Genomic DNA, 25684 nt, shown 5'->3' with positions numbered 1-25684 from the left:
ATGGCCAGCCTGCTGCGCATTTACCGCCTGGGCGTCAAGGAGCTGTGGAGCCTGTGGCGCGATCCGATCATGCTGGCGCTGATCGTCTGGACGTTCTCGATGGCGATCTGGATCGCCGCCACCGCCCGGCCGGACACGCTGACGCATGCGGCGCTGGCGATCGTCGACGAAGACCAGTCGCAACTGTCGATGCGGCTGCGCCTTGCGTTCGCGCCGCCGCAATTCAACCCGCCCGTGCTGCTGACGCACGACCAGATCGATCCAGCGCTGGACGCTGGGCGCTACACGTTCGTGCTGGTGATCCCGGCCGGCTTCCAGCGCAAGCTGCTGGCGGGCCGGCAGCCGGCGCTGCAGCTGAACGTCGACGCCACCCGCATGAGCCAGGCCTTCACGGGCAGTTCCTACATCGGCCAGATCGCACAGGGCGAGATCGCCGAGTTTACCCAGCGCTACCGGGGCGCCGCCGCGCAGCCGGTGGAGCTGGCGCTGCGGGCGCGCTTCAATCCCGCGCTGTCGGAACGGTGGTTCGGCGGCGTGATGGAGCTCGTCAACAACGTGACGATGCTCTCCGTGATCCTGGCCGGCGCGGCGCTGATCCGCGAGCGCGAGCACGGCACCGTCGAGCACCTGCTGGTGATGCCGGTGACGCCGCTCGAGATCCTGTTGGCCAAGGTGTGGTCAATGGGCGCCGTCGTGCTGCTGGCGGCGCTGCTGTCGCTGACGTTCGTCGTGCGCGGCGCGTTGGGCGTGCCGATCGAAGGCTCGGTGGCGCTGTTCCTGGCCGGCACGCTGCTGCATCTGTTCGCGACGACGTCGCTGGGCGTGCTGATGGCGACGCTGGCGCGCAGCATGCCGCAATTCGGGCTGCTCGTGATCCTCGTGCTGCTGCCGCTGGAAATGCTGTCCGGCGCGACAACGCCGCGCGAGAGCATCCCGTTCGGCGTGCGCGAGCTGATGCAGCTGGCGCCGACGACGCATTACGTGGAGCTGGCCCAGGCCGTGCTGTACCGCGGCGCGGGGCTCGACATCGTGTGGCGCCCGCTCGTCGCGCTGGGCGCGATCGGCGCCGCGCTGTTCGGGTTGACGCTCGTCCGCTTCCGCCGCGCGATGGCCGCCCTGTAGGGGAACCCCGACCGCGCACCGCACGATCGACCGATGGCATCCTGGCATCGTTCGCGCGATACTGTAAGGGTCGCACAACAAGGGGAAATCGAATGAAGCCGATCAGGACGATGGTGACTTTCGCGCTTGCGTGCGGGCTGCAGCTGGGCATGGGCAGCACGTGGGCGCAGGATGGACTCGTGACGGGCAGCAGCGGCGCCGTCACCTATGCAAGCGGCGGTGTCGGCAGCGAGCAGCGCGAGGCGCTGGCGGCGATGCGCGCCGATTTCAACCTGCGGCTGACGTTCGCCACGCGGGGCAGCGGCGAGATGCGCGCGGACGTGGCGCTGACGATCACGGACCGCAAGCGCAATCCCGTGCTGTCGCTCGACGCGGCGGGCCCGCAGGTGTATGTGAAGCTGCCGCCGGGGACCTACTGGGTCAACGCCAAGGCGGACGAGCAGGAACAGAGCCGCAGTGTGACGATCGGCCGCAATGGCGCCGCCCGCGAGGTGTATTTCTACTGGGGCGCGAAGCCGGATCAGGCCACGACGCAGTAATCGCACGTGTTTGGGTTGATTTTGATTCAAATCAACTTTCTTGCGCTGTACATTCGCTAACCTTTGCGGCAGCGCACAATTTTCGCTGACGCAAGGAGAGCCGATGACCATCCGCAACCTGCAACACCTGTTCGCGCCGCAGTCCGTGGCCGTGATCGGCGCATCCGACCGGCCTGGCAGCGTGGGCGCCACCGTCTACCGCAACGTGCTGGACGGCGGCTTCGGCGGCCGGATCTTCGCCGTCAATCCCGGCCACGACATGGTCGCCGGGCGGCCCGCCTACGCCGACGTGGCCGCGCTGCCGGAAGCGCCCGAGCTGGCGGTGATCTGCACGCCGGCCGCCACGGTGCCCGGCCTGATCGACGCGTTGGGCCGGCGCGGCACGAAGGCTGCCATCGTGCTGTCGGCCGGGCTGGGCGCGGCGGGGCCGGGCGGCAAGCCGCTGCGCCAGGCGATGCTGGACGCGGCGCGGCCGCACCTGCTGCGCATCCTGGGCCCGAACTGCCTGGGGTTGCTGGTGCCCGGCATCGGCCTGAACGCCAGCTTCGCGCCCGTCGGCGCGGCGCCGGGGCGGCTTGCGTTCGTGTCGCAGTCCGGCGCGCTGGTCACGGCCGTGCTGGATTGGGCCCATGCGCGCCGCATCGGCTTCTCGACGTTCGTGTCGGTGGGCGACGGCAGCGACATCGACATCGGCGACCTGCTGGACTGGCTGGCCGCCGACCCGAACACGGATGCGATCCTGTTGTACGTGGAAAGCGTGCGAAAGGCCCGCAAGTTCATGTCCGCCGCGCGCAGCGCCGCGCGTGGCAAGCCGACGTTGATCGTGAAGGCCGGCCGCGCCGAGCAGGCCGCCAAGGCCGCGTTCAGCCACACGGGCGCGCTGGCCGGCGCGGACCTCGTCTATGACGCGGCGATCCGCCGTGCCGGCATGCTCCGCGTGTACCGCACCGAGGACCTGTTCGACGCCTGCGCGATGCTGGCGCACAGCCGGCCGTTGCGGGGGCCGCGGCTGGCCATCGTCACCAACGGCGGCGGCCTGGGCGTGATGGCCACCGACGCGCTGGTGGCCGGCGGCGGCCAGCTGGCCGAGTTGTCCGGTGCGACGATCGGCCGGCTCTCGGCCGTGCTGCCGGCCACCTGGTCGAACGCGAACCCCGTCGACATCATCGGCGACGCGCCGCCGGAGCGCTACCGCCAGGCGCTCGAAGTGCTGCTCGATGCGGCCGAAGTCGATGCGGTCGTGCTGCTGCACGCGCCGACGGCGATCGTGCCGTCCGCCGACGTGGCGCGCGAGGTGCTGCCGCTGTTGCGCAGCGCCAACCGGCCCGTGCTGACGTCGTGGGTCGGTGGCGACAGCGTGGCCGGCGCCAGGGCGCTGTGCCTGGAGGCCGGCGTGCCCGTGTTTGACACGCCGGAAGGTGCCGTCGAAGGCTTCCTGCAGCTGTGGCAGTACCGCCGCAACCAGGACGCGCTGATGCAGGTGCCCGCGCCGCTGGCGCCGGCAACGGTGGACCGCCGCCGCGCGCGCACGGCCGTCGATGCGCTGCTGGCGGCCGGCACGTTGCGTGTGCCCGAGGCGGACAGCAAGGACATCCTGGCCGCCTACGGCATTCCCGTCGCCCGCACGGCAGTCGTCGCCAACGACGAGGAAGCGCTGGCGGCCGCCGTGTCGATCGGCTACCCGGTCGCCGTCAAGCTGCTGTCGCCGGACGTCGTGCACAAGTCCGACGTGGGCGGCGTCGTGCTGGACGTCGACCATCCCGATGCGTTGCTGGCCGCGCTGCGCGACATCCGCCAGCGCCTCGCCGCCGCCCGGCCCGACGCCCACATTACCGGCTACACGGTGCAGCAGATGGTGCGCCGGCCCCGCGCCGTCGAACTGATCGTCGGCATCACGACCGATCCCGTGTTCGGCCCCGTGGTGCTGTTCGGCCAGGGCGGCGTGGCCGTCGAGGTGACGGCCGACCAGGCGATCGGCCTGCCGCCGCTGAACCGCGTGCTGGCGCGCGAGCTGATTGGCCGCACGCGCGTGGCGAAGCTGCTGGCCGGCTACCGCGACCGGCCCGCCGCCGACTTCGAGGCGCTGTGCGACGCGCTGGTGCGCATCGGCCAGGTCGCCGCCGACCTGCCGGAGCTGGCGGAACTGGACATCAATCCGCTGCTGGCCGACAGCGACGGCGTCATCGCGCTCGATGCGCGCATGCGCCTGGCGCCGGTGCCCGCCGGCACGGGCGCGCTGGACCGGCTGGCGATCCTGCCGTATCCGGCCGGTCTGGAACGCAGCGTGCCGTGGAACGGCGGCAGCGTGACGATCCGCCCGGTGCGGCCGGAAGACGGCGCCGCCCACCAGGCGTTCTTTGCCGCGTTGACGCCGGAGGACGTGCACTTCCGCCTGTTCGCCGCGCTGCGCGAGCTGTCGCCGGCCCAGCTGGCCCGCTTCACGCAGATCGATTACGCGCGGGAGATGGCGCTGATCGCGACGCGGCCGGGGCCCGATGGCCGCGCCGAGACGCTCGGTGTGGCCCGCGTCGTGGCGGACCCGGACAATGTGCGCGGCGAATTCGCCGTCACGATCCGTTCGGACCTGAAGGGCAGGGGGCTGGGCCACCTGCTGCTGGGAGCGCTGGTCGACTACTGCCGCGCCAGCGGGCTGGCCGAGATCGTCGGCACGGCACTGCCGGACAATGTGCGGATGATCGGCCTGGCCCGCGCCGCCGGCTTCGCCGTCGAGCGCAGCGGCGACGTGATGGCGCTGCGGTACACGTTGCGCCCGGAGGCGGCGGCATGACGCACGTGCTGATCGTGCAGGGCCATCCCGATCCGGCCGGCGGCCACCTGTGCCACGCGCTGGCGCAGGCGTATGCGGAGGGCGCGGCCGCGGCCGGCCACGCCGTCGAGACGGTGACGCCGGCGCTGCTGGAGTTTCCGCTGCTGCGCAGCGCGGCCGAGTGGGAGCATGGCACGTTGCCGCCCGCGCTGGCCGATGCGCAGGCGGCGCTGGGCCGGGCGGACCACGTGCTGCTGGTGTTCCCGTTGTGGCTGGGGGATATGCCGGCGCTGTTGAAAGGCTTCCTGGAACAGGTGGCGCGGCCCGGCTTCGCGCTGGCGCGCGATGCGGACAATTCGCGCAATCCGCTGAAAGCCGGCCTGCTGAAGGGGAAAAGCGCGCGCGTGGTCGCGACGATGGGGATGCCGGCGGCGATCTACCGGTGGGTCTACCGTGCGCACAGCGTCAAGTCGCTGGAGCGCAATATCCTCGGCTTCGTCGGCTTCGCGCCGGTACGGCACACGCTGGTGGGCACCGCCGGCAACCTCGACGAGGCGGCCGTGCGGCGCTGGTGCGGCCGCATGCGCCGGTTGGGGGCGCATGGGCAATAGGCATCGTTCGTCAGTGCGCCAGCAGCACCGGCACGTGCTGGTTGTCCAGCAGCGAGCGGGTGGCGCCGCCGGCGATCCATTCGCGGTAGCGGCTGTGGCCATACGCGCCGGCGACGATCAGGTCGGCGCTCGCGTGCTCGGCCTGGCGCAGCAGCGCGGTGCCGGCCTCCGTCTCGGCATCGTCCACGGCAACTTCGACGCGCACGCCGTGGCGCGCCAGGTAGGTGGCCAGGTCGGCGCCGGGCTCCTCGCCGTGCCGCAGCGGCAGCAGTTGCGGCGCGATGACGGCGATGCGCACCAGCTGCGCCTTGCGCAGCAGCGGCAGCGCGGCCATCACGGCGCGCGACGCTTCGGTGCTGGCGTTCCAGCCGACGACGACGCGCGTGCCGACGGCCGTGTTGCGGCTGGCGGCCGGCACCGCGAGCACGGGGCGCGTGCAGTGCAGCGCCACGTAGTCGGCCACGCCGGTCGCGACGGGGGCGCCGAACGTCGTGCCGGCATCGTTCTGGCCCACCACGATCAGGTCCGCATACGGCGATTGCAGGACCAGCGCGCGTTCCGCGTTGTCCTCGATCAGGCGGGTTTCGACGGACGGCACGCCAAGGCGGCGGGCTTCGTCCTGGAAGCGCGCCAGCGCATCGGCGGCGCGTTCGCGCAATTCCTGCAGGTCGACCAGCGGCAGCGGGCCGAACGGCGATGCGGCGACCATCGCGTAGTCGTGCGCGGCAATCCCGGTCACGGCGCTGCCGATCAGGTGGGCGCCGTGGCGTTCCGCGAGGTCGGCGGCAATCTTGAGCCGGGTGGGAAACTGGCTGCCGTCGTCGACGTGCAGCACGATCGTCTTGTACATGATGGCTCCTTCGGTGAAATGTACTCAGGCGGGATGGCGGCGCCGCTCGCGTTCGGCGGCTTCCTGGCACGCCACGCAGCTTTCCGCCGCCGGCATCGCCTGCAGCCGCTCGGGAGGAATGTCGCCGCCGCAGTAGATGCAGGTGCCGTAGCCGCCGATCGACAGCCGACGCAGCGCCGCGTCCAGGCGGCGCAGCACGATGGTCTCGTGGCCCAGCCACGCCAGGTCGTCGGCCAGCTCTTCGTAGGCCTCGCTGGGGTCGACGCCGGCGCCCAGGTAGTCGCGCAGGCCGGCCGGCACGTCCTGGCCGCTGGTGTGCAGGCGCTCGCGCAGTTCGGCCGCCAGCAGGTCGCGGCGGCGGCGCAGGTCGGTGCCCAGGGCCTGTGTCTGGGCAGTGGTGAGGCTCATGCTGGTCTCCATCCTTGTCGCAAGTTCGATGCTTTCAATGTATTACCGCGGGCGCCCCGCGTCATCCCTGGGGTTTGACCGAAGTCAAAAATCGGTTGATGATTAACACTTTGCGCCGCGTTCGCTGCGGCGCGCCGACTGGAAGGAGTCGCCGTTGAACGTCCCACTTGCCGCCCGCAGCCTGGGCTGGCTGCTCGATGCGGCCACCGATGCGATGCTGATCTGCGATGCGCGCGGCCGCATCGTGCTGGCCAACGGCGCGCTGGCCAGGCTGTTCGGGCATGCCCCCGGCGCCCTCGACGGGCAGGAGCTCGAGGTGCTGCTGCCGGCCGGCCTGCGGGCCGCCCATGCCCGTCTGCGCGAGCAGTACATGGACCAGCCACGCCCACGGCCGATGGGCATCGGGCTGGAACTGGAAGCCGTACGTGCCGACGGCACCGGGTTTCCCGTCGAAGTCAGCCTGTCGCCGCTGCGCGACCCGGAAGGCCCGTCGCTGGTGCTGGCGACCCTGCACGACATCAGCAAGCGCAAACGCGCAGAACACGCGCTGCAGGCCAGCGAGGCGCGCATGCGCGCCGTGTTCGAGACGGCCGTGGACGGCATCATCACGATCGACGAACGGGGCATCATGGAGCGCCTGAATCCCGCCGCCGAGCGCATGTTCGGCTGGTCCGAGGCGGAGGTGGCCGGCCGCAACGTGTCGATGCTGATGCCCGAGCCGGACCGCTCGCGCCACGACGGCTACCTGGCCCACTACCTGGGCACGGGGGAGCAGCGCATCATCGGCAAGGGCCGCGAGGTGCACGGCCTGCGCCGTGACGGCAGCGTGTTCCCGATGGAGCTGGCGGTGGCCGAGATGCGTATCGGCGAGCGCCGCATGTTCACGGGCCTGGTGCGCGACATCACGGCGCGCAAGGCGGCCGAGGACGAGGTGCGCCGCCTGCTGCAGGAACTGACCGGCGCGAACGAGGAATTGACGAGCTTTGCCTACGTCGTGTCGCACGACCTGAAGGCACCGCTGCGCGGCATCGGTTCGCTGGCGGACTGGATCGCCACCGACTACGCCGACAAGTTCAACGACGAAGGGCGCGAGCACATGCGCCTCTTGATCAACCGGGTGCACCGGATGGGCGCGCTGATCGACGGCATCCTGCAGTATTCGCGGGTGGGCCGGGTGCGCGAGACGCGCGTGCCGGTGGACCTGAACAAGGTGCTGGCCGAAGCGGTCGACCTGCTGGCCCCCAGCACCGGCGTCACGGTGCGCGTCGCGCCCGGCATGCCGACGATCGTCACGGAACCGACCCGCATCGGCCAGGTGTTCCATAACCTGATCTCGAACGCGATCAAGCACATGGACAAGCCGGACGGGCATGTGGACGTCACCTGGGCCGACGAGGGCGCGCAGTGGCGCTTCGCCGTGACGGACAACGGCCCCGGCATCGAGGCGCGCCATTTCGAGCGCATCTTCCAGCTGTTCCAGACGCTGGCGCCGCGCGACCGGGTCGAGAGCACCGGCGTCGGCCTCGCGCTCGTGAAAAAGATCGTCGAGATGTATGGCGGCACCGTGACGGTACAATCCGAACCTGGCGCGGGCGCCACCTTTTCCTTTACGCTGCCGAAGGCGCAACGATGAAAGTACCGAACAAACCCATTCTGCTGGTCGAGGACGACCAGGTCGACGTGATGACGATCCGCCGCGCGCTGCGCGAGATCCACGTGACGAACCCCGTCGTGACGGCGGAAAACGGCGAGGACGCGCTGCGCTACCTGCGCGACGCGGCCAGCGACACGCCGTGCATCATCCTGCTGGACCTGAACATGCCGATCATGAACGGCATCGAGTTCCTGCAGCATGCCAAGGCGGATGAAACGCTGCGGCGCATTCCCGTGATCGTGCTGACGACGTCCGAGGAACAGCAGGACAAGGTGAGCAGCTTCGACCTGGGCGTGGCCGGTTACATGGCCAAGCCGGTCGACTACCGCCGCTTCGTCGAGATGATGCGCTCGATCGACCTGTACTGGACCATCAGCGAAATGCCATGAGTGCCGACCCGATCCGCGTGCTGATCGTCGAGGACGACCTGGTCGATCGCCTCGCGTGCCGGCGCATGCTGGCCGCGTCCGGCGGGCGCTTCGAGCTGATCGAGGCGGACAGCGGCGGGCAGGGGCTGGAAATCGCGGCCACGGAAGCGCCGGACTGCATCCTGCTCGACTACCGCCTGCCGGACCTGACGGGCCTGGAGTTCCTCGGCCGGCTGGCGGAGCAGCGCCCACGCGGTGGCCAGCCGCCCGTGCTGATGCTGACGGGCGCGGACAGCGCCGCCGTGGCCGCCGAGTCGATCCGCCGCGGCGCCCGCGAATACCTCGTCAAGGATGTCGAGGGCGCCTACCTGCAACTGCTGCCGGGCGCCGTCGAGCGGCTGCAGCGCGAGCAGCGGCTGATCAACGAGCAGCGCCGCACCGAGGCGCGCTTTCGCACGCTCGTCGAGCAGATTCACGCGATCAGCTACGTCGTCGCGCCGGGCGACCCGGAGCGGCTGCAGTACATCAGCCCGCAGGTGCGCGTGCTGGGCTACACGGCCGAGGAATGGCTGGCCGACCCCGGCCTGCATGCGCAGCGCATGCTGCCGGACGAGCGCGAGGGCGTGCTGGCGGCGATCCGCGCCAGCCGCGCCAGCGGCCAGCCGCTGCGGCTGGAATACCGGCTGGTGACAAAAAGCGGCGCCACGCTGTGGTTCCGCGACCAGGCCGACATGGTGCAGGGCGACGACGGCGAGCCGCTGTTCATGCAGGGCATTCTGGTCGACATCACGGCGAACAAGCTCGCCGAGCAGGAACTGGAACGTTCGCACCGCGAGCTGCGCCGCCTGGCCGCGCACCAGGAAACGATCAAGGAGCAGGAGCGCCAGCGCATCGCGCGCGAGATCCACGATGAGCTGGGCGGCCTGCTGACGGGTATCAAGGCGTACATCTCCGTGGCGGCCGAGCGGGCCCGCGCCGGCACCGTCGGCACCGATGGGCTGCTGGACGAGGCGGCCGGGCTGGCGCAGACGGCGATCGAGACGGTGCGCCGCGTGATCACGGACCTGCGCCCCAGTGTGCTGGACCAGCTGGGCATCTGGGCCGCGCTGGAATGGTACGTGGCGCAGGTGGCGCAGCGCTCAAACCTCGATTGCCGCTGCACGATCGACGAGGACACGGCCGCGTCGACGCTCGACGACGAGCGCAGCATCATGCTGTTCCGCGTGGCGCAGGAAGCCCTGACGAACGTCGTGCGGCACGCCGGGGCCAGCCGTGTGCAGCTGTGCGTGCGCCGCACCGGCAACGTGCTGGAAATGACCGTCGACGACGACGGCAAGGGGATCGGCGCGACCGACGGGATCGACGGCACGCGCGATGCATGGGGCATATTGGGCATGCAGGAACGGTCGCGCCGCTTTGGCGGCGACGTGACCGTGTCGAGCCAGCCGGGGCGGGGTACCCGCCTGCTGCTGCGCGTGCCGCTGGAGGAAGTGGATGGATAAGAAGATCGAGGTGCTGCTGGTGGACGATCATACGATCGCCCGCAACGGCGTGCGCCTGATGCTGGGCACGGCGGACGACATCGCCGTGCAGGGCGAGGCGGCCGACGCGCAGCAGGCCGTGGAATTGCTGAAGACGCGCACGTTCGACGTGGCGCTGCTGGACATCACGATGCCGGGCAAGAACGGCCTGGAGCTGTTGAAGACGCTGCGCAGCGACTGGCCGAAGATGGCAGTGCTGATGCTGTCGACGTATTCGGAAGAGATCTACGCGGTGCGCGCATTGAAGCTGGGCGCGGCCGGCTACCTGACCAAGGACGTGCCGACCGCGGTGCTGATCGGCGCCGTGCGCAAGGCGGCCGCCGGCGGCAAACACGTCAGTCCCGCGCTGGTGGAAAAGCTGGCGATGCTGATCGGCGGGGGCGGCGGCATGGCCACGCACGAGGAGCTGTCGAACCGCGAGTTCGAGGTGTTCAAGCTGATCGCGGCAGGCGAATCGCTGGTGCGCATCGGCGAACTGCTGCACCTGTCGCCGAACACGGTGACGACCTACCGCACCCGCATCCTGGAAAAGATGGGCATGACGACGAATGCCGACATGACGCGCTACGCGCTGGAGCACGGCATCATCTAGGCGCTGTCACCCGAGCTTATGGATGGCCTCGGTTGCTCGGTGATGTGCGACCTTGTTCACGGCGGGACGGCCGGCACCGTCCTGACGCCCAGCGCCGCGGCCAGCAACACGGCGGGCGCGGCGATGCGGCCGCCATCGAGCGCGTAACGCCAGCCGAGGTAGTTGACCAGGTAGCGGCTGGCCACGCCCCGGAAGGTCCGTAGCCACTGGTGCAGCCGGCTGTGGTAGGCATTGACGCCCTGCACATGATAGATACCGCGCACCCGGATGCGGGCCTGTACGCTGACCGGCTCGTGGCGGATCCCCGTGGCGGTGGCGAAGCTGTGATACGCCGCCGCACCATCGGAGACCAGCACGGCGGAAGATGCCAGCGCCGGCCGCAGCCAACGCTCCAATTTCACTGCCGTGATCTGGCCACGCCCGGCCACCCAGTCGCAGGTGCCTCCGCCGCGCTGGCGCGCCACGAGTAGGCAGTCGTGTTCGTTCGTGATGCCGCGCGAGTGCGCCACACCACCCCGGCGGCGTGCCGGCCGGGCCAGATGGCGCGATCCTTTCTGCGATTCGAGCAGGTAAGTCTCGTCCGCCTCGACGATGTGTTTCAGCTCCTCGGGCCGGTCATTGCGCGCCTCCGTCAGGAACCGGTGGCGCCAGCGAAAGCTCGTGTTGCGATGGATGCCCGTGCCGGTGGCGGCTGCGCGCACCGTGCGCGAGTCGAGCATGCTTTGCAGATACGGCAGCCAAGCGTCGCGCCGGCGCAGGAACGCCAGCGGCGTGTTGGTCAGCGCGTTGAAGCTGCGGTCGCACTCCCGGCAGCGGTAGCGTTGCAGCCCGCCGACGACGCCGTGCCGGTACAGCCGCGCATCCCCGCAGTGCGGGCAGCACGTGACTGGCCGCAGCTGTGCGATCAGTTGCAGGCATTGCGCCAGCGCCGCGCTGTTGTCGAGCAACGCCCGCAAGCCCGCCCGTTGCGCATCGGTCAGTTCGGGCAGCCAGCCGCGTACCTGCGCGCAGGCGTTTGCATAGCGTTTGGTCTCCATCGCTCCTCCCGTTGTCTGTCGGTATGACAACGGATGAGCCGGATGGTTCCATCAGCTCGGGTGACAGCGCCATCATCTAGGCGCGGTTCGCGTTAGGTGAGCGAACAGCGCCTCATCTGATCGGACAGGCCGTGTAGTGGATGCCCTACACGAAGTCGCCGCCTTACCCGCTGCCGCTTCGCGTCTACAGGAGCGATACTGGCCTCATTGCAAATCGCACCACAAATACAAAGAGGCCACCATGCACATCGTCCTGCACCCCGAACCGACCGCCGCCCGGCCCACCGCGGCGCGCTGCGCGCAGTGCGCGTTCCGCGCGCTGTGCCTGCCGGAGAACCTGTCCGACAGCGAAGTGGTGCGGCTCGAGCAGATCATCGGCCGGCGCCGCCGCGTGCTGCGTGACGACGTGCTGTTCCGCATGGGCGAGCAGTCGGGCATGCTGTACGCCGTGCGCTTCGGCCACTTCAAGAGCGTGCAGACGGACCGCCGCGGCGACCAGCACATCACCGGCTTCCAGATGGCCGGCGAACTGCTGGGCATCGACTCGATCGGCACGGGCCAGCACGCCAGCACGGCGATCGCGCTGGAGGACAGCGAAGTGTGCGAGATCCCGTATGCGAAGCTGCAGGAACTGCTGGTGCAGATCCCCCGCCTGATGGCGCACTTCCACCGCATCATGGGCCGCGAGATCCTGCGCGAACAGGCCGTCATGATCTTCCTCGGCAATATGCGCGCCGAGCAGCGCCTGGCCAGCTTCCTGCTGAACCTGTCGGAGCGCTATGCGATGCGCGGCTACTCGTCGCGCAGTTTCCAGCTGCGCATGTCCCGCGAGGACATCGGCGGCTACCTGGGCCTGACGATCGAATGCATCAGCCGCCAACTGGCGCGCTTCCGCCAGAACGGCTGGATCACGCTGAACAAGCGCTCGGTCGAGCTGACCGACCGCGAGGCGCTGGTGGCGCTGGCCGCCGGCCTGCAACCGGCGCTCGACGAACGGCAGCAGCGCGCCGCCTGACGGTCCTTTGCTAGAATCGGCGGGCCCGTCAACTGAAAGGACCCCGATGGCCGTACCGCAATCGACCCGGCTGGCGCTGTTTTCCGCCCAGCCGTACGACCGCCGCTTCTTCGAGGAAGCGCGTGCCGGCCTTGCCCAGCATGGCCGCGCGAGCGTCGACATCGTCTATCACGACACCGCGCTCGATATCGGCACCGCCGTGCTGGCCCAAGGCTGCGACGCCGTGTGCGTGTTCGTCAACGACGTGCTGGACGCGGCCGTGCTGCACAAGCTGCACGATGCCGGCGTGCGCGCGGTGCTGCTGCGCTGCGCCGGCTTCAACAACGTCGACCTGGGCACGCTGGCCGGCCTCGGCATGTTTGCCGCCCGCGTGCCCGCCTACTCGCCGGAAGCCGTGGCCGAGCATGCGCTGGCGATGATCCTCACGTTGAACCGCCACACGCACCGGGCGTGGAACCGCGTCCGCGAAGGCAATTTCGCCCTCGATGGGCTGCTGGGGTTCAACCTGCACGGCAAGACGGCCGGCATCGTCGGTACCGGCAAGATCGGCCTGGCCACGGCGCGCATCCTGCGCGGCTTCGGCTGCCGGGTGCTGGGCCACGATCCGTATCCGGCGCCCGCGTTCGAGGAACTGGGCAGCATGGTGCCGCTGGACGACCTGCTGGCCGAATCGGACATCGTATCGCTGCATTGCCCGTTGATGCCGGCCACCCACCACCTGATCAACCACGCGACCCTGGGGCGCATGAAGCAGGGCGCGATGCTGGTGAACACGTCGCGCGGCGGCCTGATCGACACGACCGCCGTGATCGGCGCGTTGAAGTCGCGCCGGCTCGGCGCGCTGGCGATCGACGTCTACGAGCAGGAAAGCGCGCTGTTCTTCCGCGACCATTCGTCCGAGATCATCGCCGACGACGTGTTCGGCCGCCTGACGACGTTCCCGAACGTGCTGATCACGGGCCACCAGGGCTTTTTCACGATCGAGGCGCTGCGCGAGATCGCCGCGATCACCTTCGACAACCTGGAGTGCTGGCGCGCCGGCCAGCCGTGCGCGCACCTGCTGCCGGCCGCGTGATCAGGCGGCCCGGCGGCGCGCCGGCACGAGGCGCCCGGCCAGTTCCAGTACCGCCACCGTGAGCAGGCCGACGCCGGCCGCCGCGCCGGCCAGGCCCGCGTCCAGCACCGTGAAACGGAACAGCGCGGCGGCCGGCGGCACGTACAACGTCACCGCCAGCGCGGCCAGCGCCGCGGCGGCGATCGCCCAGAACACGGGGTTGGCGATGCGCAGCGCCGCCAGCGCGCTGCCGTCCCGGCCCCGGTGCGACAGCAGCAACGCGAGGTTCGCCAGTACCAGCGCGGCAAAGCCGAATGCGCGGGCCTGCGGCGCCGGCAGGTGCGCGACGGCATATGCGTAGGCGCCCGCCAGCAGCACCAGTACCGCGCCCCCCTCCAGCACGGCCCGGGCGATCGCGGCGCCGCTGAACAGGTGACTGCCGCGTGCGCGCGGCGGGCGGCGCATCGCGTCGTCCTCGGCCGGCTCGTTCTCGAACACGAGTGCGCAGGCCGGATCGATCACCAGTTCGAGGAACACGATGTGCAGCGGATACAGCAGCACGGGCCAGCCGAACAGCGCCGGCAGCAGCGCCATGCCGGCGATCGGCACGTGGATCGCGGCCACGTACGCCATACTCTTGCCCATGTTGGCGAAGATACGCCGGCCCGCCGCGATCGCCTCGACGATCGATGTGAAGCGGTCGTCCAGCAGGGTCAGCTCGGCCGCCTCGCGCGCCACGTCGGTGCCGCGCTTGCCCATCGCGATGCCCACGTCGGCCGCGCGCAACGCCGGCGCGTCGTTGACGCCGTCGCCCGTCATGCCGACCACGGCACCCCCGCGCTGCAGCGCCTGCACGATCGCCAGCTTCTGTTCTGGCACGATGCGCGCGCACACGTCCACCGTCGCCAGCCGCTCGGCAAGCGCGGCCGGGTCCAGCGCCTCCAGCTCCGCTCCCGTCACGACGGCGGCGCTGCGCAAGCCCGCCTGGCGCGCGATGGCGGCCGCCGTGTCGGGATGGTCGCCGGTGATCATCACGATGCGCAGGCCGGCCGCCTGGCACGCGGCGACGGCGGCCGGGATGTCGGCACGCAGCGGGTCTTCCAGCGCGCACAGGCCGGCCAGCTCGAACGGCAGGCCGGCGGGGTCCACGGGCCACGCGCCGTCGTGGAACGCGGCGGCGACAGCCAGCACGCGCAGGCCGTCCGCCGCCATGGCGGCCGCGGCTTGCAGGGCCGCCTCGCGCTGCGCCGGCGCGATACGGCACAGCGCGATCACCGTTTCAGGCGCGCCCTTCGCAGCCAGCAGCGCGGGGCCGCCGTCCGCCGGCTGCCAGGCCTGCATCAAGGCACGGCGCTCGGCACTGAGCGGGTATTCGTGGACGAGCGTCCATCCCGGCGGGATGGCGGGGGTGGGCAGCAGGCCGGCACGGCCTTGCAGCGCGTGTTCGAGCGGATCGTGGGAACGGACCGGCGTGGCCAGCAGCGCCGTGCGCAGCACGTCCAGCAGCGCCGGCGGCATGCCGGGCCCCGGCTGCGCCGCGATACCGCGTTGCCACAGCCGGCGCAACGTCATCCGGTTCTCCGTCAAGGTGCCCGTCTTGTCGACGCACAGCACGGACGTCGCGCCCAGCGTTTCGATCGCGGCCAGGCGGCGCGTCAGCACGTTGGCGCGCGCCAGCCGCCACGCGCCCAGCGCGGGAAACACCGTCAGGATCACCGTGAACTCTTCCGGCAGCACGGAGATCGCGAGCGCCACGCCGGCCAGCAGCGCCTGCAGCCACTGACCGTCGCGCGCGGCCAGCACCAGCACGAGCAGCGCGCTAATTCCGAGTCCCAGCGCGGCGAACCTGCGTGCCAGCTGGGCGCTTTGCTGTTGCAGCGGCGACGGCGGCCGCACGACTGTGCCGAGCGATGCGCCGATCCGCCCGATCTCGCTGCGCGGCCCCGTCGCCGTGACGCGGGCACGGCCCTGGCCCTGCACGATCAGCGTGCCGGAATAGACCCACGGCTGGTCGTCGCCGCCCGGCCGCGCCGGACCCGGATCGCCGGCCGCCACGGCCTTGCGCACGGGGACCGATTCGCCGGACAGCAGCGCTTCGTCGGCCATGATGCCGTGGCAGGACAGCAGCAGCGCATCGGCCGGCACGCGCGCTCCCTCGGCCAGCAGGATGACGTCGCCGGCGACGAGGTCGCGCGCCGGGATGCGCTGCTTGGTACCGTCGCGCAGCACAAGCGCGAGCGGGCTGCCCAGCTCGCGCAACGCCTGCAGCGCCCGTTCCGTCTTGCCTTCCTGGTAAAGCGTCATGCCGATCGTCACGCCGACCATCAGGGCCAGCACGCCGCCTTCCAGCGCCTCGCCCAGCAGCAGGTAGAGGAGGGCGGCGCCGCACAGCAGCAGGAACATCGGTTCGCGCGCCGCATCGGCGGCAATGGTCCATGCGGTGCGCGCTTCGCGCTCGGGCAGCGCGTTCGGGCCGTCGCGGGCCAGGCGGCGCGCGGCCTCGGCGGACGCGAGGCCGGCGTCGTCCGGCACCGTCATGGTTGCAGCACGTAGCGCCCCGGCGCCGCGTCCAGGGCCGGGCTGGCCGGCGGCGGCGGCATCAGCGGCCCGGCCTGGTCGGCAAGCCATGCTTCCCATGCCGGCCACCACGAGCCCTGCACGACGGGCACGCAGGCGTGCCAGCGCTCGGCGTCGATGAACGCCGTGTCCTGGCTGTGCGTGGCGATCTGGTAGCTGCGCTTGCCGCTGTCCGGCGGCGCGACGACGCCCACGTTGTGGCCGCCGGACGTCAGCAGGAACGTCACGTCCGTATCGGCCAGCAGTACGATCTTGTAGACGGAACGCCACGGCGCCACGTGGTCCGTCAGCGTGCCGACGGCGAACATCGGGACCTCGACATCCGTCAGCGCGACGGGGCGGCCGTCGACCTGGTAGCGGCCGTGCGCCAGGTCGTTGTGCAGGAACAGCTGGCGCAGGTATTCCGAGTGCATCCGGTACGGCATGCGCGTCGCATCCGCGTTCCACGCCATCAGGTCGGTATCGCGGTCCGGCAGGTTCAGCAGGTAGTGCTTCAGCCGGCGCGACCAGATCAGGTCGTTCGAGCGCAGCAGCTGGAACGCGCCGGCCATCTGGCGGGTGTCCAGGTAGCCCTGGCTCCACATCGCCGCTTCCAGGTAGCTGACTTCGCTCTCGTCGATGAACAGCGACAGCTCGCCCGGTTCCGTGAAGTCGACCTGCGCGGCCAGCAGGGTGACACTGGCCAGGCGGTCGTCGCCGTCGCGGGCCATGGCGGCCGCGGCGATCGACAGCAAGGTGCCGCCCAGGCAGTAGCCGCAGGCGTTGACGCTTGCCGCGCCGGTCTGCGCGCAGATCGCGTCGATGGCGGCCATCACGCCGAGCCGGCGGTAGTCCTCCATGCCGAGGTCGCGGTCGTCCGCCTGCGGGTTCTTCCACGAGATCATGAACACGGTATGGCCCTTGCCGACCAGGTAGCGCACCAGCGAGTTGTGCGGCGACAGGTCGAGGATGTAGTACTTCATGATCCATGCGGGCACGATCAGGAGCGGCGTCGCATGGACCTGCGGCGTGACGGGGTCGTAGCGCAGCAGCTCGATCAGTTCGTTGCGCAGCACCACCTTGCCGGGCGTGATCGCCACGTCGCGGCCCGGCATGAAGGCGCTGTCCGCCGGCGTGCCGCCCAGCGCCTTGCTGGCGTCGACGGCCGCACGCATCGCACCGGAGAGCAGGTTCATGCCGCCGGCCTGCAACGTGGCGGCCTGCACGACGGGATTGGTCAGCACGAAGTTAGACGGTGCCGCGCAGTCGAGCAGCTGGCGTGCGACGAAGGTGATGACTTCGCTGTGGTGCGGCGACACGCCGCGCACGCCCATCGTGGCGTGGTGCCACCATTGCTGCTGCAGCAGGAAGCCCTGCGACAGCACGTTGTACGGCCAGCGCTGCCAGCCGGGATCGGCAAAGCGGCGGTCCTGCGCCAGCGGTTCGATCACCTGGCACGGGTCGCAATGGGGTTGCACGGCCTCGGCCGCATAGCGCAGCCAGCTGACGACGCTGGTCGTGCCCTGCACGAAGAGTTCCTGCTGCTTCGACGGCGCCAGCAGCAGGTGGCTGGCCCAGTCGAACCAGGCCGTCGCCAGCGCGGCCGGCGACACGGAGTTCGTCATCCGCGCCAGGATGGCGTTCAGCAGCAGGTCGGCCGCGGCGTTGTCGGTGCCCCGTTCCGGGGTCTCATGCAATGTGCCGCCTTGCCAGGCGCTGCCTTCCGGTTGATAGGCACAGTAGGAGGTAAGGGGAACCCGCGTCATGGCCGGGCTCCCCTGGTGGGGATGGTGGGGCGCATGGTCAGTGCGCCATCAGCAGCGGCATCGTCATCTTCTCGAGCAGGCCGCGGGTGACGCCGCCGGCGATCCATTCGCGGTAGCGGCTGTGGCCATATGCGCCGGCCACCAGCAGGTCGGCCCCGGCGTCGCGCGCCAGGCCGATCAGCGCCGGCGCCGTGCCGGCGTCGCTGCGCTCGCGCACCACCTCGACGTTGACGCCGTGGCGCGCCAGGTAGGTGGCCAGGTCGGCACCCGGCTGCTCGCCGTGCCGCTCCGTCATCTCGTCCGCGTTGATCAGGGCGACCAGCACCGACTTGGCCGTTTTCAGCAGCGGCAGCGCGCCGGCGATCGCGCGCGACGCTTCCATGCCGGCGTTCCAGCCGACGACGACCGTATTGCCGACCTCGTCCGTCGGATAGTCGTCCGGCACGACGAGGACGGGGCGGCTGCAGTGCAGCGCCACGTATTCGGACAGGTCAGTCATCAGGCGCACCCGGCTGCGCGCGCGGGCGCCGCGGCTCAGCACGATCAGGTCGGCGTACAGCGATTCGAGCAGCAGCGCGTGCTCGGCGTCGTCCTCGACGGTGCGCTGCTCCCACGACGCGACACCGAGGCGTTGCATCTCGGCCGTGAAGCCTTGCAGCTGGCCCTCGGCGCGCTCGCGCAGCTTGTCGAAGTCGCCGTCCGGCAGCGCCCCCATCGGCGATGTGCCGAGCAGCAGGTAATCGCGCTGGCTGATCCCGGTGACGGCGCTGCCGACGAGGTGGCCTTCGTTCAGCGCGGCCAGGCGCGCCGCGACGGCGAGGCGGGGCCGCAGCTGCGGGCTGTCATCCACATGCACCACGATGGTCTTGTACATGGTTCACTCCTTCGGTATGGCACCGCGGCACGGCGCCGTGATTGGTAGGTGTCCGTAGACCAGTGTACGAGCGTCCTTGTCGCGAGTCAGTCCGCTTATTTGATAAAGGTCAAATACGGCACGAAAGATCGGGGTGTTGAAACTGCGCGCGGGCGGCGTAAACTAACGGATGCAGAACATGAAGCAGAAGGAGGACATCATGGCCAATCATCTGATGAACTTTGATCCGTTTTCCGGACTGAGCTCCGAACTGAGCCGCTTCGATCCGCTGCGCAATGTGGAAGAGCTGCTGCGCGACTTCGGTGGGCGCGGCATCCACGGCACGCAGCCTGCGATGCGGCTGGACGTGTCCGAAAGCGAGCAGGGCTATTGCGTGAAGGCGGAAATTCCCGGCGTGAAGAAGGAAGACATCCACGTGGACGTCGACGGCAACCGCGTGACGATTTCTGCCGAGACGCGCCAGGAACACGACGAGAAGAAGGAAGGCAAGCTGGTGCGCAGCGAACGCTACTACGGCCAGCAATACCGTTCGTTCACGCTCGACAAGCCCGTCGACGAAGCCCAGGCGCAGGCGCGCTACGAGAACGGCGTGGTGGCGCTGACGTTGCCGAAGAAGGCGGGCGGCAACGGCCGCAAGGTGCAGATCACCTGAGGGTCGGACCCCGCCGGGGTCTGACCCAAGGATGTTGGGCCTTGGGTCTCAGCATGAGCCCGTGCAGCGCCTGCTTTCACCCCAAAATGCAGCGTCTAGGGTCAGACCCGGGATCCGGGTCTGACCCCAGATGTTGGGTCTTGGGTCTCAGCATGAGCCCGTGCAGCGCCTGCTTTCACCCCAAAATGCAGCGTCTAGGGTCAGACCCGGGATCCGGGTCTGACCCCAGATGTTGGGTCTTGGGTCTCAGCATGAGCCCGTGCAGCGCCTGCTTTCACCCCAAAATGCAGCGTCTAGGGTCAGACCCGGGATCCGGGTCTGACCCTTACATCGTATAAACGGCCTGCACCGTGAACGCACGCGGTGCCATCGGCAGGTCCTTCGGAATCGACAGGCCCGGTGCCAGGCTCGGTTCGCGCACGTCCGCGTCGAACAGGTTGCGCACCGAGGCCGTGAAGTTCCAGCCCTGCCGGTTGCGGCGCGTGCCCAGGGTCAGGTCCACCGTCGTGTAGCCGCCCAGCGGGGCTCTGGCGTCGCCGGCGGCGCGCTGGCGTTCGCCCACCCAGTTCAGCTGCGAACTGGCCATCATGCCGCTGGAGAATTGCCAGTCGGCCCGGGCATTCACGTGGTGGTGCGGCGCATAGCCGGCGTCGCGGTCGGTGGCCTTGTCGACCGAGCGCTGGTAGGCGTAATTGCCGACCATGCGCACGGTGCGCAGCGGCGTCCACGTGCCTTCCAGTTCGAACCCGCGGCCCATCTGGTCGCCCGTGTTCGCATACGTCGCGCCCGTGTTCGGGATGCGGTTGGCGACGGTGCGGATGATGTTGCTCATATCGTAGTGGAACAGCGTGGCGTTCAGCTGCGCGTCGGCCGTGGCCTGCCACGCGAACGACAGTTCCACCGTGCTGTTCTTTTCCGGCTTCAGGTCCGGATTGCCCAGCGCGACCGGGTTCGTGATGCTGTAGCTTTCGTTGAACGACGGCGCCCGGAACGCGCGGCCGTACAGCAGCTTCGCGGTCAGGTCGTAGCTGGCATCCCACACCAGCGCGACGCGCGGATTGGTCGTGCCGCCGAAGTCCGAGTACTGGTCGTGGCGCACGCCGGCCGTCAGGTTCCAGTCCTGCGCCAGGCGCCACTCGTCCTGCAGGTAGATGTAATCGATGCGGCGCCGGTGCGGCAGGATGAACGGATCGGTGTCGACGAAGTCCACCACGGCCGGCAGCGGGATCGGCGTCCCGCCCGGCGTGTAGTTGAAGTTGCGGCTCTCGTGCGTGCGGTACATGTCCAGGTCGTCGTGGCCGACGCCGATGCGCACGTGGTGATCATCCCAGCCGCTGTAATCGGCCCAGGCGGACAGGCGCACGATCCGTTCGTATTCGTCCGGACCGCCGCGCATGCCGTTCGGGAACGTCCCGGTCGGCAGCCTGGTACCCGGCGGCAGCAGCATGAAGTCGACGGGGAATTCCTGCTCGTAGTGCTGGGTGTTCAGCGCGGCGCCGAAGCCCCAGTTGCGCGTGACGTTCGGATCGGCCCACGACAGGCCCGTGGTGATCCGCTCGCTGCGCTGCTGGCCGGTCGGATCCAGCGCGGAGGAGATGCCGGCGCCGGTGCCCAGGTCGTCGCGCAGCTTGTAGCCGAAGCGCGCCTTCCACTGCCGGTACGACAGCTCCAGGTTCGCGTCGGTGGCCGTGTAGCCCACGTTGACGGGGCCGGGCGCCAGGCTGACATGGGTGCCGAACAGGGCGTCGTTGCGGGTTTGCGCATCCGCCTCGATGATGCGCTTGAAGCCGTCGCTGCTGCCGCGGCGCAGGTAGGCCGCCACTTGCACGGGGCCGATCATGCCGCCGTGCTGCACCCAGCCGTCGCGCGTCTGGAACGAGCCGGCGCGCGCGCCGATCTCGGTGCCCGGCGTGTCGGTGGCCGCCTTGGTGATGATGTTGATGACGCCGGAGAACGCGTCGGAACCGTACAGCGCCGAGCCGGGGCCGCGCATCACCTCGATGCGGGCGATGTGCTCGACGGGGTAGCCTCCCCACAGATTGCCCTTGCTGCCCGTGAAGGCCGTCGTCACCGGCACGCCGTTCTGCAGCACCAGCAGCTGCGGCGTGAACTGGCTGACGATGCCGCGCACGACATATTGCGGCGTGTAGTTGTTGGCGCTGCGGTTGACGTGCAGGCCGGGCACCGTTTCCAGCACCTGGTCCAGGTCCGTGGCGCCCATCGCCGCGATGTCGGCCGCCGTGATCACGGTGGCGACGCCGGGGGCGCGGCGCAACGTCATGCTGTTGCCGGTGGCAATGCTGACACTGTCGTTGTCGCCATAGACCAGGCTCAGTTCCTCTTCTTCCGTGGCCGGCTGGGCCAGCGCACCTGCCAGCGGCAGTGCGCAGGCAACCAGCACTACCAGGGTTTTCCGCCTCATGTTCTGCAACTTCACAAGCGCTCCTCACTTCTCTTGCCGAATACAAACGATTGCATTGTAGCCTGAGCAATGAAAGATGCACACGAAAAATCAGTCTGGAGTGCGGCGCCGTTGCCACGTTCGCTCGGCAACCCCGTGGTAGGCGACTCCGGAGCAGGGCGTCGGGAACGTCGTGCCGGCCGGCCGGGCGGCCGCTTCGGCCTGGCACGGCGCCATTCCGGCCAGGAATGTCGGCACACGCAGCAGCTGGTAGTCGCGCACCGTCAGGCCCATGTCGGCGATCAGCGCCGCGTGCAGCGCCGCATAGTTCATGCGCAGCTGCGGCCAGTGCGGCAGCAGGATGCGCTCGATCGCGTAGGCGGCGCGCAGGTGCGGGCCCTGGTCCAGGCCCAGCCGGCCGGCGATGGCGCGCACGACGGGGATGCGCTCGTCGGTCGAATTGATCGGCCGGCCGTAGCCGTAGATGCGGCGCGCGCGCGCCTCGGCCAGCACCAGCGCTTCCAGGTCGTCGCCGGCTTCCATCGCCGCGGCGGCCTGCTGCAGGAAGGCGAACGCGCGGATGCCGGCGCCGCCGCCGTACACTTGCGCTTCCGACAGCGCCAGGCCGGCGACGATGCCGAGATTGGCGGAAGAGCGCGTGCTGCCGGCCAGCGCGGCGACGCGGTTGTTCCACAGCCGGCCGTCCGGATAGCTGGTGTTGACCCAGATCGCGTGCAGCAGGCGCACCTCGGCCGGGTCGAGCCGGCGGCCGACGATGCCGAGCACGTACAGGTCGACCCAGTCCGCGTCGGACAGCTCGCGGTGCAGGTCGCGGCCGCGGAAGATCGCATGGCTGCCGGGCCAGCAGGCGCCGACCCTGGTGGTCAGCTTGCCGGCGTGGCGTTGCAGCAGTTCGGGCCCGTTCATGCGGCCTCCAGTTCGACCGAATAAAACGGGAAGCGCTTGAAGCCTGTTTCGCCTTGCTCCAGCGCGTGCGCGGCGGCGCCGGGCAGGCGCAGCAGCAAGGTCAGCATCTCGCCTTCGGCCGGCGTGAAGCCCAGGTCCGTGAAGACGCAGGCCGCGACGCCCATCAGCGCCAGCGGCCGGCCGATGGCGGCGCGGGCCGCCTCGACGTTCTCGGCCAGCCAGCGGGTGCGCGCCCCGGCGCTGCGGACGGCGCCAAGCAGCTGCATGACCGGCAGCGGCGTCGCGACGCCATGCGGATCGCAGCCCGGCACGTGTTCCCGCGCCGGCCACGTATCAACGGGTTGTTCCCGTTCGCACCAGGCCAGCCACGCGGCGAAATCGCCGCCGCAGTCGCGCCACATCGTCATCGCATCGTGCACTTCGCGCGCGCCGCCGATGCGGCCGGCACCGACCGACAGCGCGGCGATCAGCGCCGCCGCCGCGGCCGAGCCGCCGACGGCGCCGCACATCGCGGCATGCACCGAGGGGTCGCGCGGGCCCGGGTTGGCCAATGCGACGGCCAGTGCTTCCAGCGCATCGAGCGCCGCGTCACCGGGCAGTTCGTCGCGCAGCAGCAGTACCAGCATCTCGATCCAGCGCGCATTGCCGGCCAGCGTGCCGAACACGTCGTAGCCGCGGCAGAACGCCGTGCGGGCGGCGAACGGATTATCGGGCTGGGCTTCCTCGCGCCAGATGCGCGTGTGGACCAGGTCGCGCACGGCCGCTGCCGGCGCTTCGAGTTCTCGCGTGTCGCGCATGTCAGGCTCCGTCGTCCAGCAGCACGCGCAGGCGGCTGGCCATCGGCGGCACTTCCTCGCCGTCGATGTGCACGTCCAGCATGGTCGGGCCGGGGTGGTTGCAGATGGCCTGCATGTCCAGCGCTTCCAGGTCAGCGGGCGAACGGATCGTGAACGCCTGGCCGCCCAGCGAACGGGCCAGCATCGCGAAGTCGGTCGGCGGGAGTGCATAGCCGATCCGCTCGCCGCCACCGAGGCGCTGGCCGTGCTTGACCATGCCCAGCGCGCCGTCGTTCAGCACGACGAAGATCACGCACAGCTGCTCGGCGACAGCCACCGACAGTTCCTGGCCGCTCATCAGCATGCTGCCGTCGCCGGTGATGCAGACGACCGGCACGTCCGGATTGGCGGCCGCCGTCCCGACGGCGGCGCCGATCGCCCAGCCCATCGGCGCGAAGTGGCTCGTCAGGCGCAGCCAGCCGCCGTTGCTGCGGCGCCGGCCCGCGCTGCGCTTGCGCTGGGCCGGACCTTCCTCCAGCCGGCGCTCGCCCAGGCGGCGGTCGTGCGGCTGCAGGTAGTGGGCGGCCCAGGCCACGCTGTTGCCGGCATCGGCGAAGAAGCGGGTGCTGGGTGGGAACATGAGCGACAGCTCGCGCATCAGGCGCTGCGGCTTGACGGGCGCGGCATCGCTGGTGAAGGCGGCCGCGGAGTCGAGCATGCTGTCCGGTTCCCAGTCGATCGCATCCAGCGTGCGGGCCGTGCGGCGGCGTTCGAACTCGATGACGGCGTCGCGGCGCACCTGGTGGGTGCGTTCGACGAGGCGCGTGAAGATCGGCAGCAGGCTGCCGCGCAGGTGGGCGCGCGCCATCGGCGTACGGGCCAGGTGTTCTTCCGATTCGTCGATGTGCACGAGGCGCTCGTTGAGCAGGCTGGCGTTCCAGCCGCCCGTGTTCCATTCGCCCATGCTGCAGCCGATCGCCAGGATCATGTCCACTTCGGGATCGCGCAGCGCCATCTCGGCGGCGGCGTGGCCGCCAAAGCCGAACACGCCGCGATAGAGCGGGTGCTGCGGGCTGACGAGGCCCTTGCCGTCCGGCGTCGTGACGAACGTGGCGCCTTTCAGCACGGCGAATTGCAGGATCGCGTGGATCGCGTCGCCGCAGGCGCCGCCGATCAGCATCACGACCTTGCGGCTGTCCGCCAGCATCTGGCGCAGGCGTTCGATGGCGCCGTCGTCGACCAGTTCCGCCGGTTGCAGCAGCGCGTTCAGGTCGTACGTGGGCTTTTGCTGCAGGGCGGGAGCGCGGAACACGTCCACCGGCACGGACAGGTGCACGGGCCCGCGCGGCGCGCGCATCGCGTGCTGCAGTGCGGTGATCAGCTTCCATTCCAGCTGCATGGCATGCGACACGAGCGAGTTGTAGCGCGTGCAGTGGCGGAACATCGCCATCACGTCGATGCCAGTGCAGGCCGATTCCTGCAGGCCGTGCTTGCCGAACGACGGCAGCGCGGGCTGGCCCGTGATGACGAGCAGCGGCACGTCGTTGCCGTAGGACGTGGCGACGGCGGTGATCAGGTTCGTCGCGCCGGGGCCGGACGTGGCCACGCAGACGCCGATCTTGCCGGTCTCGCGGGCATAGCCGTCGGCCATGAACGCCGCGCCGGCCTCGTGGCGCGCGACGATGTGCGACAGGTTGCCGCCACGGCGCTGGTTGCGCGCGATGGCGTTGTACAGCGGCTCGATGGCGCCGCCGGGAATGCCGAAGACGTAGTCGATGCCAAGTTGTTCCAGGTAGGCGACCAAGAGGTCGGCCATGTCGAGGGATGCGGAGTGCTGCTGCGGGCGCGCGGCTTGTGACGGCGCGACGGTCGTGTCGAACATGCTGAATTCCCAGTTAAATGGACAGCGGCCGCGCCGGGTTCGCCGGTGCGGGCCATCGAAGTTATTCTTTGTTAATGAACGGAATTTTGCTGCGGTGCGGAATGATAGCGTATTTTGGTGAGAATTGCTCGCCGGATATAAAAATTACTAAAAAGAAATTTCCGGGCGAACGGAAACAAGCTGGTGCGGCGGCCGGGCGCAGGGCGGGAATCCAGAGGGGCGGGGCAGCCGGATGGGCGCGCGACAGCACGGCGCGCGTCGGGAATACAAGCGGAAACGGGAGGGAATGTAG

At 69.9% G+C, this 25684-nt stretch carries 21 protein-coding genes; 11 read left to right on the top strand and 10 right to left on the bottom strand.

Going from position 1 to position 25684, the window contains the following annotated elements:
* The 4 genes from IP92_RS15640 (at window position 1) to IP92_RS15625 (ending at window position 5039) form a co-directional block, all read left to right on the top strand.
* Window positions 1-1122 (top strand): ABC transporter permease, encoded by a 1122-nt coding sequence (locus IP92_RS15640; protein ID WP_145876499.1) that lies wholly within the window; start codon window positions 1-3, stop codon window positions 1120-1122.
* Between the two features lie 92 nt (window positions 1123-1214).
* The gene (locus tag IP92_RS15635) at window positions 1215-1661 is read left to right on the top strand and encodes a carboxypeptidase regulatory-like domain-containing protein (protein WP_145876497.1); all 447 of its coding nucleotides are present in this window, start codon (window positions 1215-1217) and stop codon (window positions 1659-1661) included.
* Window positions 1662-1764: 103 nt separating this feature from the next.
* Entirely contained in the window at window positions 1765-4449 is a 2685-nt protein-coding gene (locus IP92_RS15630) for a bifunctional acetate--CoA ligase family protein/GNAT family N-acetyltransferase (RefSeq protein WP_145876495.1), read from the top strand.
* Entirely contained in the window at window positions 4446-5039 is a 594-nt protein-coding gene (locus IP92_RS15625) for an NAD(P)H-dependent oxidoreductase (RefSeq protein WP_145876493.1), read from the top strand. Before IP92_RS15630 ends, IP92_RS15625 begins: the two co-directional genes overlap by 4 nt.
* Window positions 5040-5049: 10 nt before the next feature.
* Here IP92_RS15625 and IP92_RS15620 read toward each other — a convergent pair whose 3' ends face one another.
* Window positions 5050-5889: a universal stress protein gene (locus IP92_RS15620; RefSeq protein ID WP_145876491.1), complete on the bottom strand. Its 840-nt coding sequence runs from the start codon at window positions 5887-5889 to the stop codon at window positions 5050-5052.
* 24 nt (window positions 5890-5913) lie between these two features.
* Window positions 5914-6297, bottom strand: coding sequence for a TraR/DksA family transcriptional regulator (locus IP92_RS15615; protein WP_145876489.1), 384 nt, complete (start codon window positions 6295-6297; stop codon window positions 5914-5916).
* Window positions 6298-6451: 154 nt separating this feature from the next.
* Between IP92_RS15615 and IP92_RS15610 the strand changes: the two genes are divergently transcribed.
* From IP92_RS15610 to IP92_RS15595, 4 genes are read left to right on the top strand one after another with little or no spacing between them, the layout of a single operon-like run.
* Window positions 6452-7930, top strand: a complete 1479-nt coding sequence (locus IP92_RS15610; RefSeq protein ID WP_229418807.1) for a sensor histidine kinase — start codon at window positions 6452-6454, stop codon at window positions 7928-7930.
* Window positions 7927-8340: a response regulator gene (locus IP92_RS15605; protein WP_145876486.1), complete on the top strand. Its 414-nt coding sequence runs from the start codon at window positions 7927-7929 to the stop codon at window positions 8338-8340. Before IP92_RS15610 ends, IP92_RS15605 begins: the two co-directional genes overlap by 4 nt.
* Complete coding sequence (locus IP92_RS15600; RefSeq protein WP_145876484.1) at window positions 8337-9821, top strand: response regulator; 1485 nt, start codon at window positions 8337-8339, stop codon at window positions 9819-9821. The genes IP92_RS15605 and IP92_RS15600 overlap by 4 nt, the downstream gene beginning before the upstream one ends.
* A complete protein-coding gene (locus IP92_RS15595) occupies window positions 9814-10452 on the top strand; it encodes a response regulator transcription factor (RefSeq protein ID WP_145876482.1) in 639 nt (212 codons plus the stop codon). Before IP92_RS15600 ends, IP92_RS15595 begins: the two co-directional genes overlap by 8 nt.
* 56 nt (window positions 10453-10508) lie before the next feature.
* On the opposite strand, the gene IP92_RS15590 is transcribed toward IP92_RS15595, so the two are convergent.
* A complete protein-coding gene (locus IP92_RS15590) occupies window positions 10509-11489 on the bottom strand; it encodes an IS1595 family transposase (protein ID WP_145876480.1) in 981 nt (326 codons plus the stop codon).
* A gap of 241 nt (window positions 11490-11730) precedes the next feature.
* On the opposite strand from IP92_RS15590, the gene fnr reads away from it, so the two are divergent.
* Both fnr and IP92_RS15580 read left to right on the top strand, forming a co-directional pair.
* Window positions 11731-12504 carry a fumarate/nitrate reduction transcriptional regulator Fnr gene (fnr, locus tag IP92_RS15585; protein ID WP_145876478.1) on the top strand — a complete coding sequence of 258 codons (774 nt, stop codon included), beginning with the start codon at window positions 11731-11733 and terminating at the stop codon, window positions 12502-12504.
* A 46-nt stretch (window positions 12505-12550) separates the two neighbouring features.
* A complete protein-coding gene (locus IP92_RS15580) occupies window positions 12551-13579 on the top strand; it encodes a 2-hydroxyacid dehydrogenase (RefSeq protein WP_145876476.1) in 1029 nt (342 codons plus the stop codon).
* Here the strand turns inward: IP92_RS15580 and IP92_RS15575 are convergent, their stop codons facing one another.
* The 3 genes from IP92_RS15575 to IP92_RS15565 are packed head-to-tail and all read right to left on the bottom strand — an operon-like array spanning window position 13580 to window position 18754.
* Window positions 13580-16096, bottom strand: a complete 2517-nt coding sequence (locus IP92_RS15575) for a cation-translocating P-type ATPase (RefSeq protein ID WP_145876474.1) — start codon at window positions 16094-16096, stop codon at window positions 13580-13582.
* Window positions 16093-17880 (bottom strand): PHA/PHB synthase family protein, encoded by a 1788-nt coding sequence (locus IP92_RS15570; RefSeq protein ID WP_145876472.1) that lies wholly within the window; start codon window positions 17878-17880, stop codon window positions 16093-16095. Before IP92_RS15570 ends, IP92_RS15575 begins: the two co-directional genes overlap by 4 nt.
* A 37-nt stretch (window positions 17881-17917) precedes the next feature.
* Window positions 17918-18754, bottom strand: coding sequence for a universal stress protein (locus IP92_RS15565; RefSeq protein ID WP_145876469.1), 837 nt, complete (start codon window positions 18752-18754; stop codon window positions 17918-17920).
* Window positions 18755-18953: 199 nt separating this feature from the next.
* Here IP92_RS15565 and IP92_RS15560 point away from each other — a divergent pair, with 199 nt between their 5' ends.
* Window positions 18954-19406, top strand: coding sequence for an Hsp20/alpha crystallin family protein (locus IP92_RS15560; RefSeq protein ID WP_145876468.1), 453 nt, complete (start codon window positions 18954-18956; stop codon window positions 19404-19406).
* A 325-nt stretch (window positions 19407-19731) separates the two neighbouring features.
* Here the strand turns inward: IP92_RS15560 and IP92_RS15555 are convergent, their stop codons facing one another.
* The 4 genes from IP92_RS15555 to IP92_RS15540 all read right to left on the bottom strand — a co-directional run bounded on the left by IP92_RS15555 (window position 19732) and on the right by IP92_RS15540 (window position 25392).
* Window positions 19732-21828: a TonB-dependent receptor plug domain-containing protein gene (locus tag IP92_RS15555; protein WP_145876465.1), complete on the bottom strand. Its 2097-nt coding sequence runs from the start codon at window positions 21826-21828 to the stop codon at window positions 19732-19734.
* A 90-nt stretch (window positions 21829-21918) separates the two neighbouring features.
* Entirely contained in the window at window positions 21919-22734 is an 816-nt protein-coding gene (locus IP92_RS15550; protein WP_145876463.1) for a citrate synthase family protein, read from the bottom strand.
* The gene (locus tag IP92_RS15545; protein ID WP_145876461.1) at window positions 22731-23531 is read right to left on the bottom strand and encodes a citrate synthase family protein; all 801 of its coding nucleotides are present in this window, start codon (window positions 23529-23531) and stop codon (window positions 22731-22733) included. The genes IP92_RS15550 and IP92_RS15545 overlap by 4 nt, the downstream gene beginning before the upstream one ends.
* Before the next feature lies 1 nt (window position 23532).
* Window positions 23533-25392, bottom strand: coding sequence for a thiamine pyrophosphate-binding protein (locus IP92_RS15540; RefSeq protein ID WP_229418806.1), 1860 nt, complete (start codon window positions 25390-25392; stop codon window positions 23533-23535).
* Between the last annotated feature and the right edge of the window lie 292 nt (window positions 25393-25684).

Origin of the sequence: Pseudoduganella flava (genome assembly GCF_007830495.1) — a bacterium.
Classification (GTDB): domain Bacteria; phylum Pseudomonadota; class Gammaproteobacteria; order Burkholderiales; family Burkholderiaceae_D; genus Rugamonas; species Rugamonas flava.
This window is presented reverse-complemented; position numbering and strand designations above follow the sequence as displayed.

Coding starts and splice junctions, on each gene's coding strand:
- IP92_RS15640 (WP_145876499.1), top strand. CDS start 1: ATGGCCAGCCTGCTGCGCATTTACCGCCTGGGCGTCAAGGAGCTGTGG.
- IP92_RS15635 (WP_145876497.1), top strand. CDS start 1,215: ATGAAGCCGATCAGGACGATGGTGACTTTCGCGCTTGCGTGCGGGCTG.
- IP92_RS15630 (WP_145876495.1), top strand. CDS start 1,765: ATGACCATCCGCAACCTGCAACACCTGTTCGCGCCGCAGTCCGTGGCC.
- IP92_RS15625 (WP_145876493.1), top strand. CDS start 4,446: ATGACGCACGTGCTGATCGTGCAGGGCCATCCCGATCCGGCCGGCGGC.
- IP92_RS15620 (WP_145876491.1), bottom strand. CDS start 5,889: ATGTACAAGACGATCGTGCTGCACGTCGACGACGGCAGCCAGTTTCCC.
- IP92_RS15615 (WP_145876489.1), bottom strand. CDS start 6,297: ATGAGCCTCACCACTGCCCAGACACAGGCCCTGGGCACCGACCTGCGC.
- IP92_RS15605 (WP_145876486.1), top strand. CDS start 7,927: ATGAAAGTACCGAACAAACCCATTCTGCTGGTCGAGGACGACCAGGTC.
- IP92_RS15600 (WP_145876484.1), top strand. CDS start 8,337: ATGAGTGCCGACCCGATCCGCGTGCTGATCGTCGAGGACGACCTGGTC.
- IP92_RS15595 (WP_145876482.1), top strand. CDS start 9,814: ATGGATAAGAAGATCGAGGTGCTGCTGGTGGACGATCATACGATCGCC.
- IP92_RS15590 (WP_145876480.1), bottom strand. CDS start 11,489: ATGGAGACCAAACGCTATGCAAACGCCTGCGCGCAGGTACGCGGCTGG.
- fnr (WP_145876478.1), top strand. CDS start 11,731: ATGCACATCGTCCTGCACCCCGAACCGACCGCCGCCCGGCCCACCGCG.
- IP92_RS15580 (WP_145876476.1), top strand. CDS start 12,551: ATGGCCGTACCGCAATCGACCCGGCTGGCGCTGTTTTCCGCCCAGCCG.
- IP92_RS15575 (WP_145876474.1), bottom strand. CDS start 16,096: ATGACGGTGCCGGACGACGCCGGCCTCGCGTCCGCCGAGGCCGCGCGC.
- IP92_RS15570 (WP_145876472.1), bottom strand. CDS start 17,880: ATGACGCGGGTTCCCCTTACCTCCTACTGTGCCTATCAACCGGAAGGC.
- IP92_RS15565 (WP_145876469.1), bottom strand. CDS start 18,754: ATGTACAAGACCATCGTGGTGCATGTGGATGACAGCCCGCAGCTGCGG.
- IP92_RS15560 (WP_145876468.1), top strand. CDS start 18,954: ATGGCCAATCATCTGATGAACTTTGATCCGTTTTCCGGACTGAGCTCC.
- IP92_RS15555 (WP_145876465.1), bottom strand. CDS start 21,828: ATGAGGCGGAAAACCCTGGTAGTGCTGGTTGCCTGCGCACTGCCGCTG.
- IP92_RS15550 (WP_145876463.1), bottom strand. CDS start 22,734: ATGAACGGGCCCGAACTGCTGCAACGCCACGCCGGCAAGCTGACCACC.
- IP92_RS15545 (WP_145876461.1), bottom strand. CDS start 23,531: ATGCGCGACACGCGAGAACTCGAAGCGCCGGCAGCGGCCGTGCGCGAC.
- IP92_RS15540 (WP_229418806.1), bottom strand. CDS start 25,392: ATGTTCGACACGACCGTCGCGCCGTCACAAGCCGCGCGCCCGCAGCAG.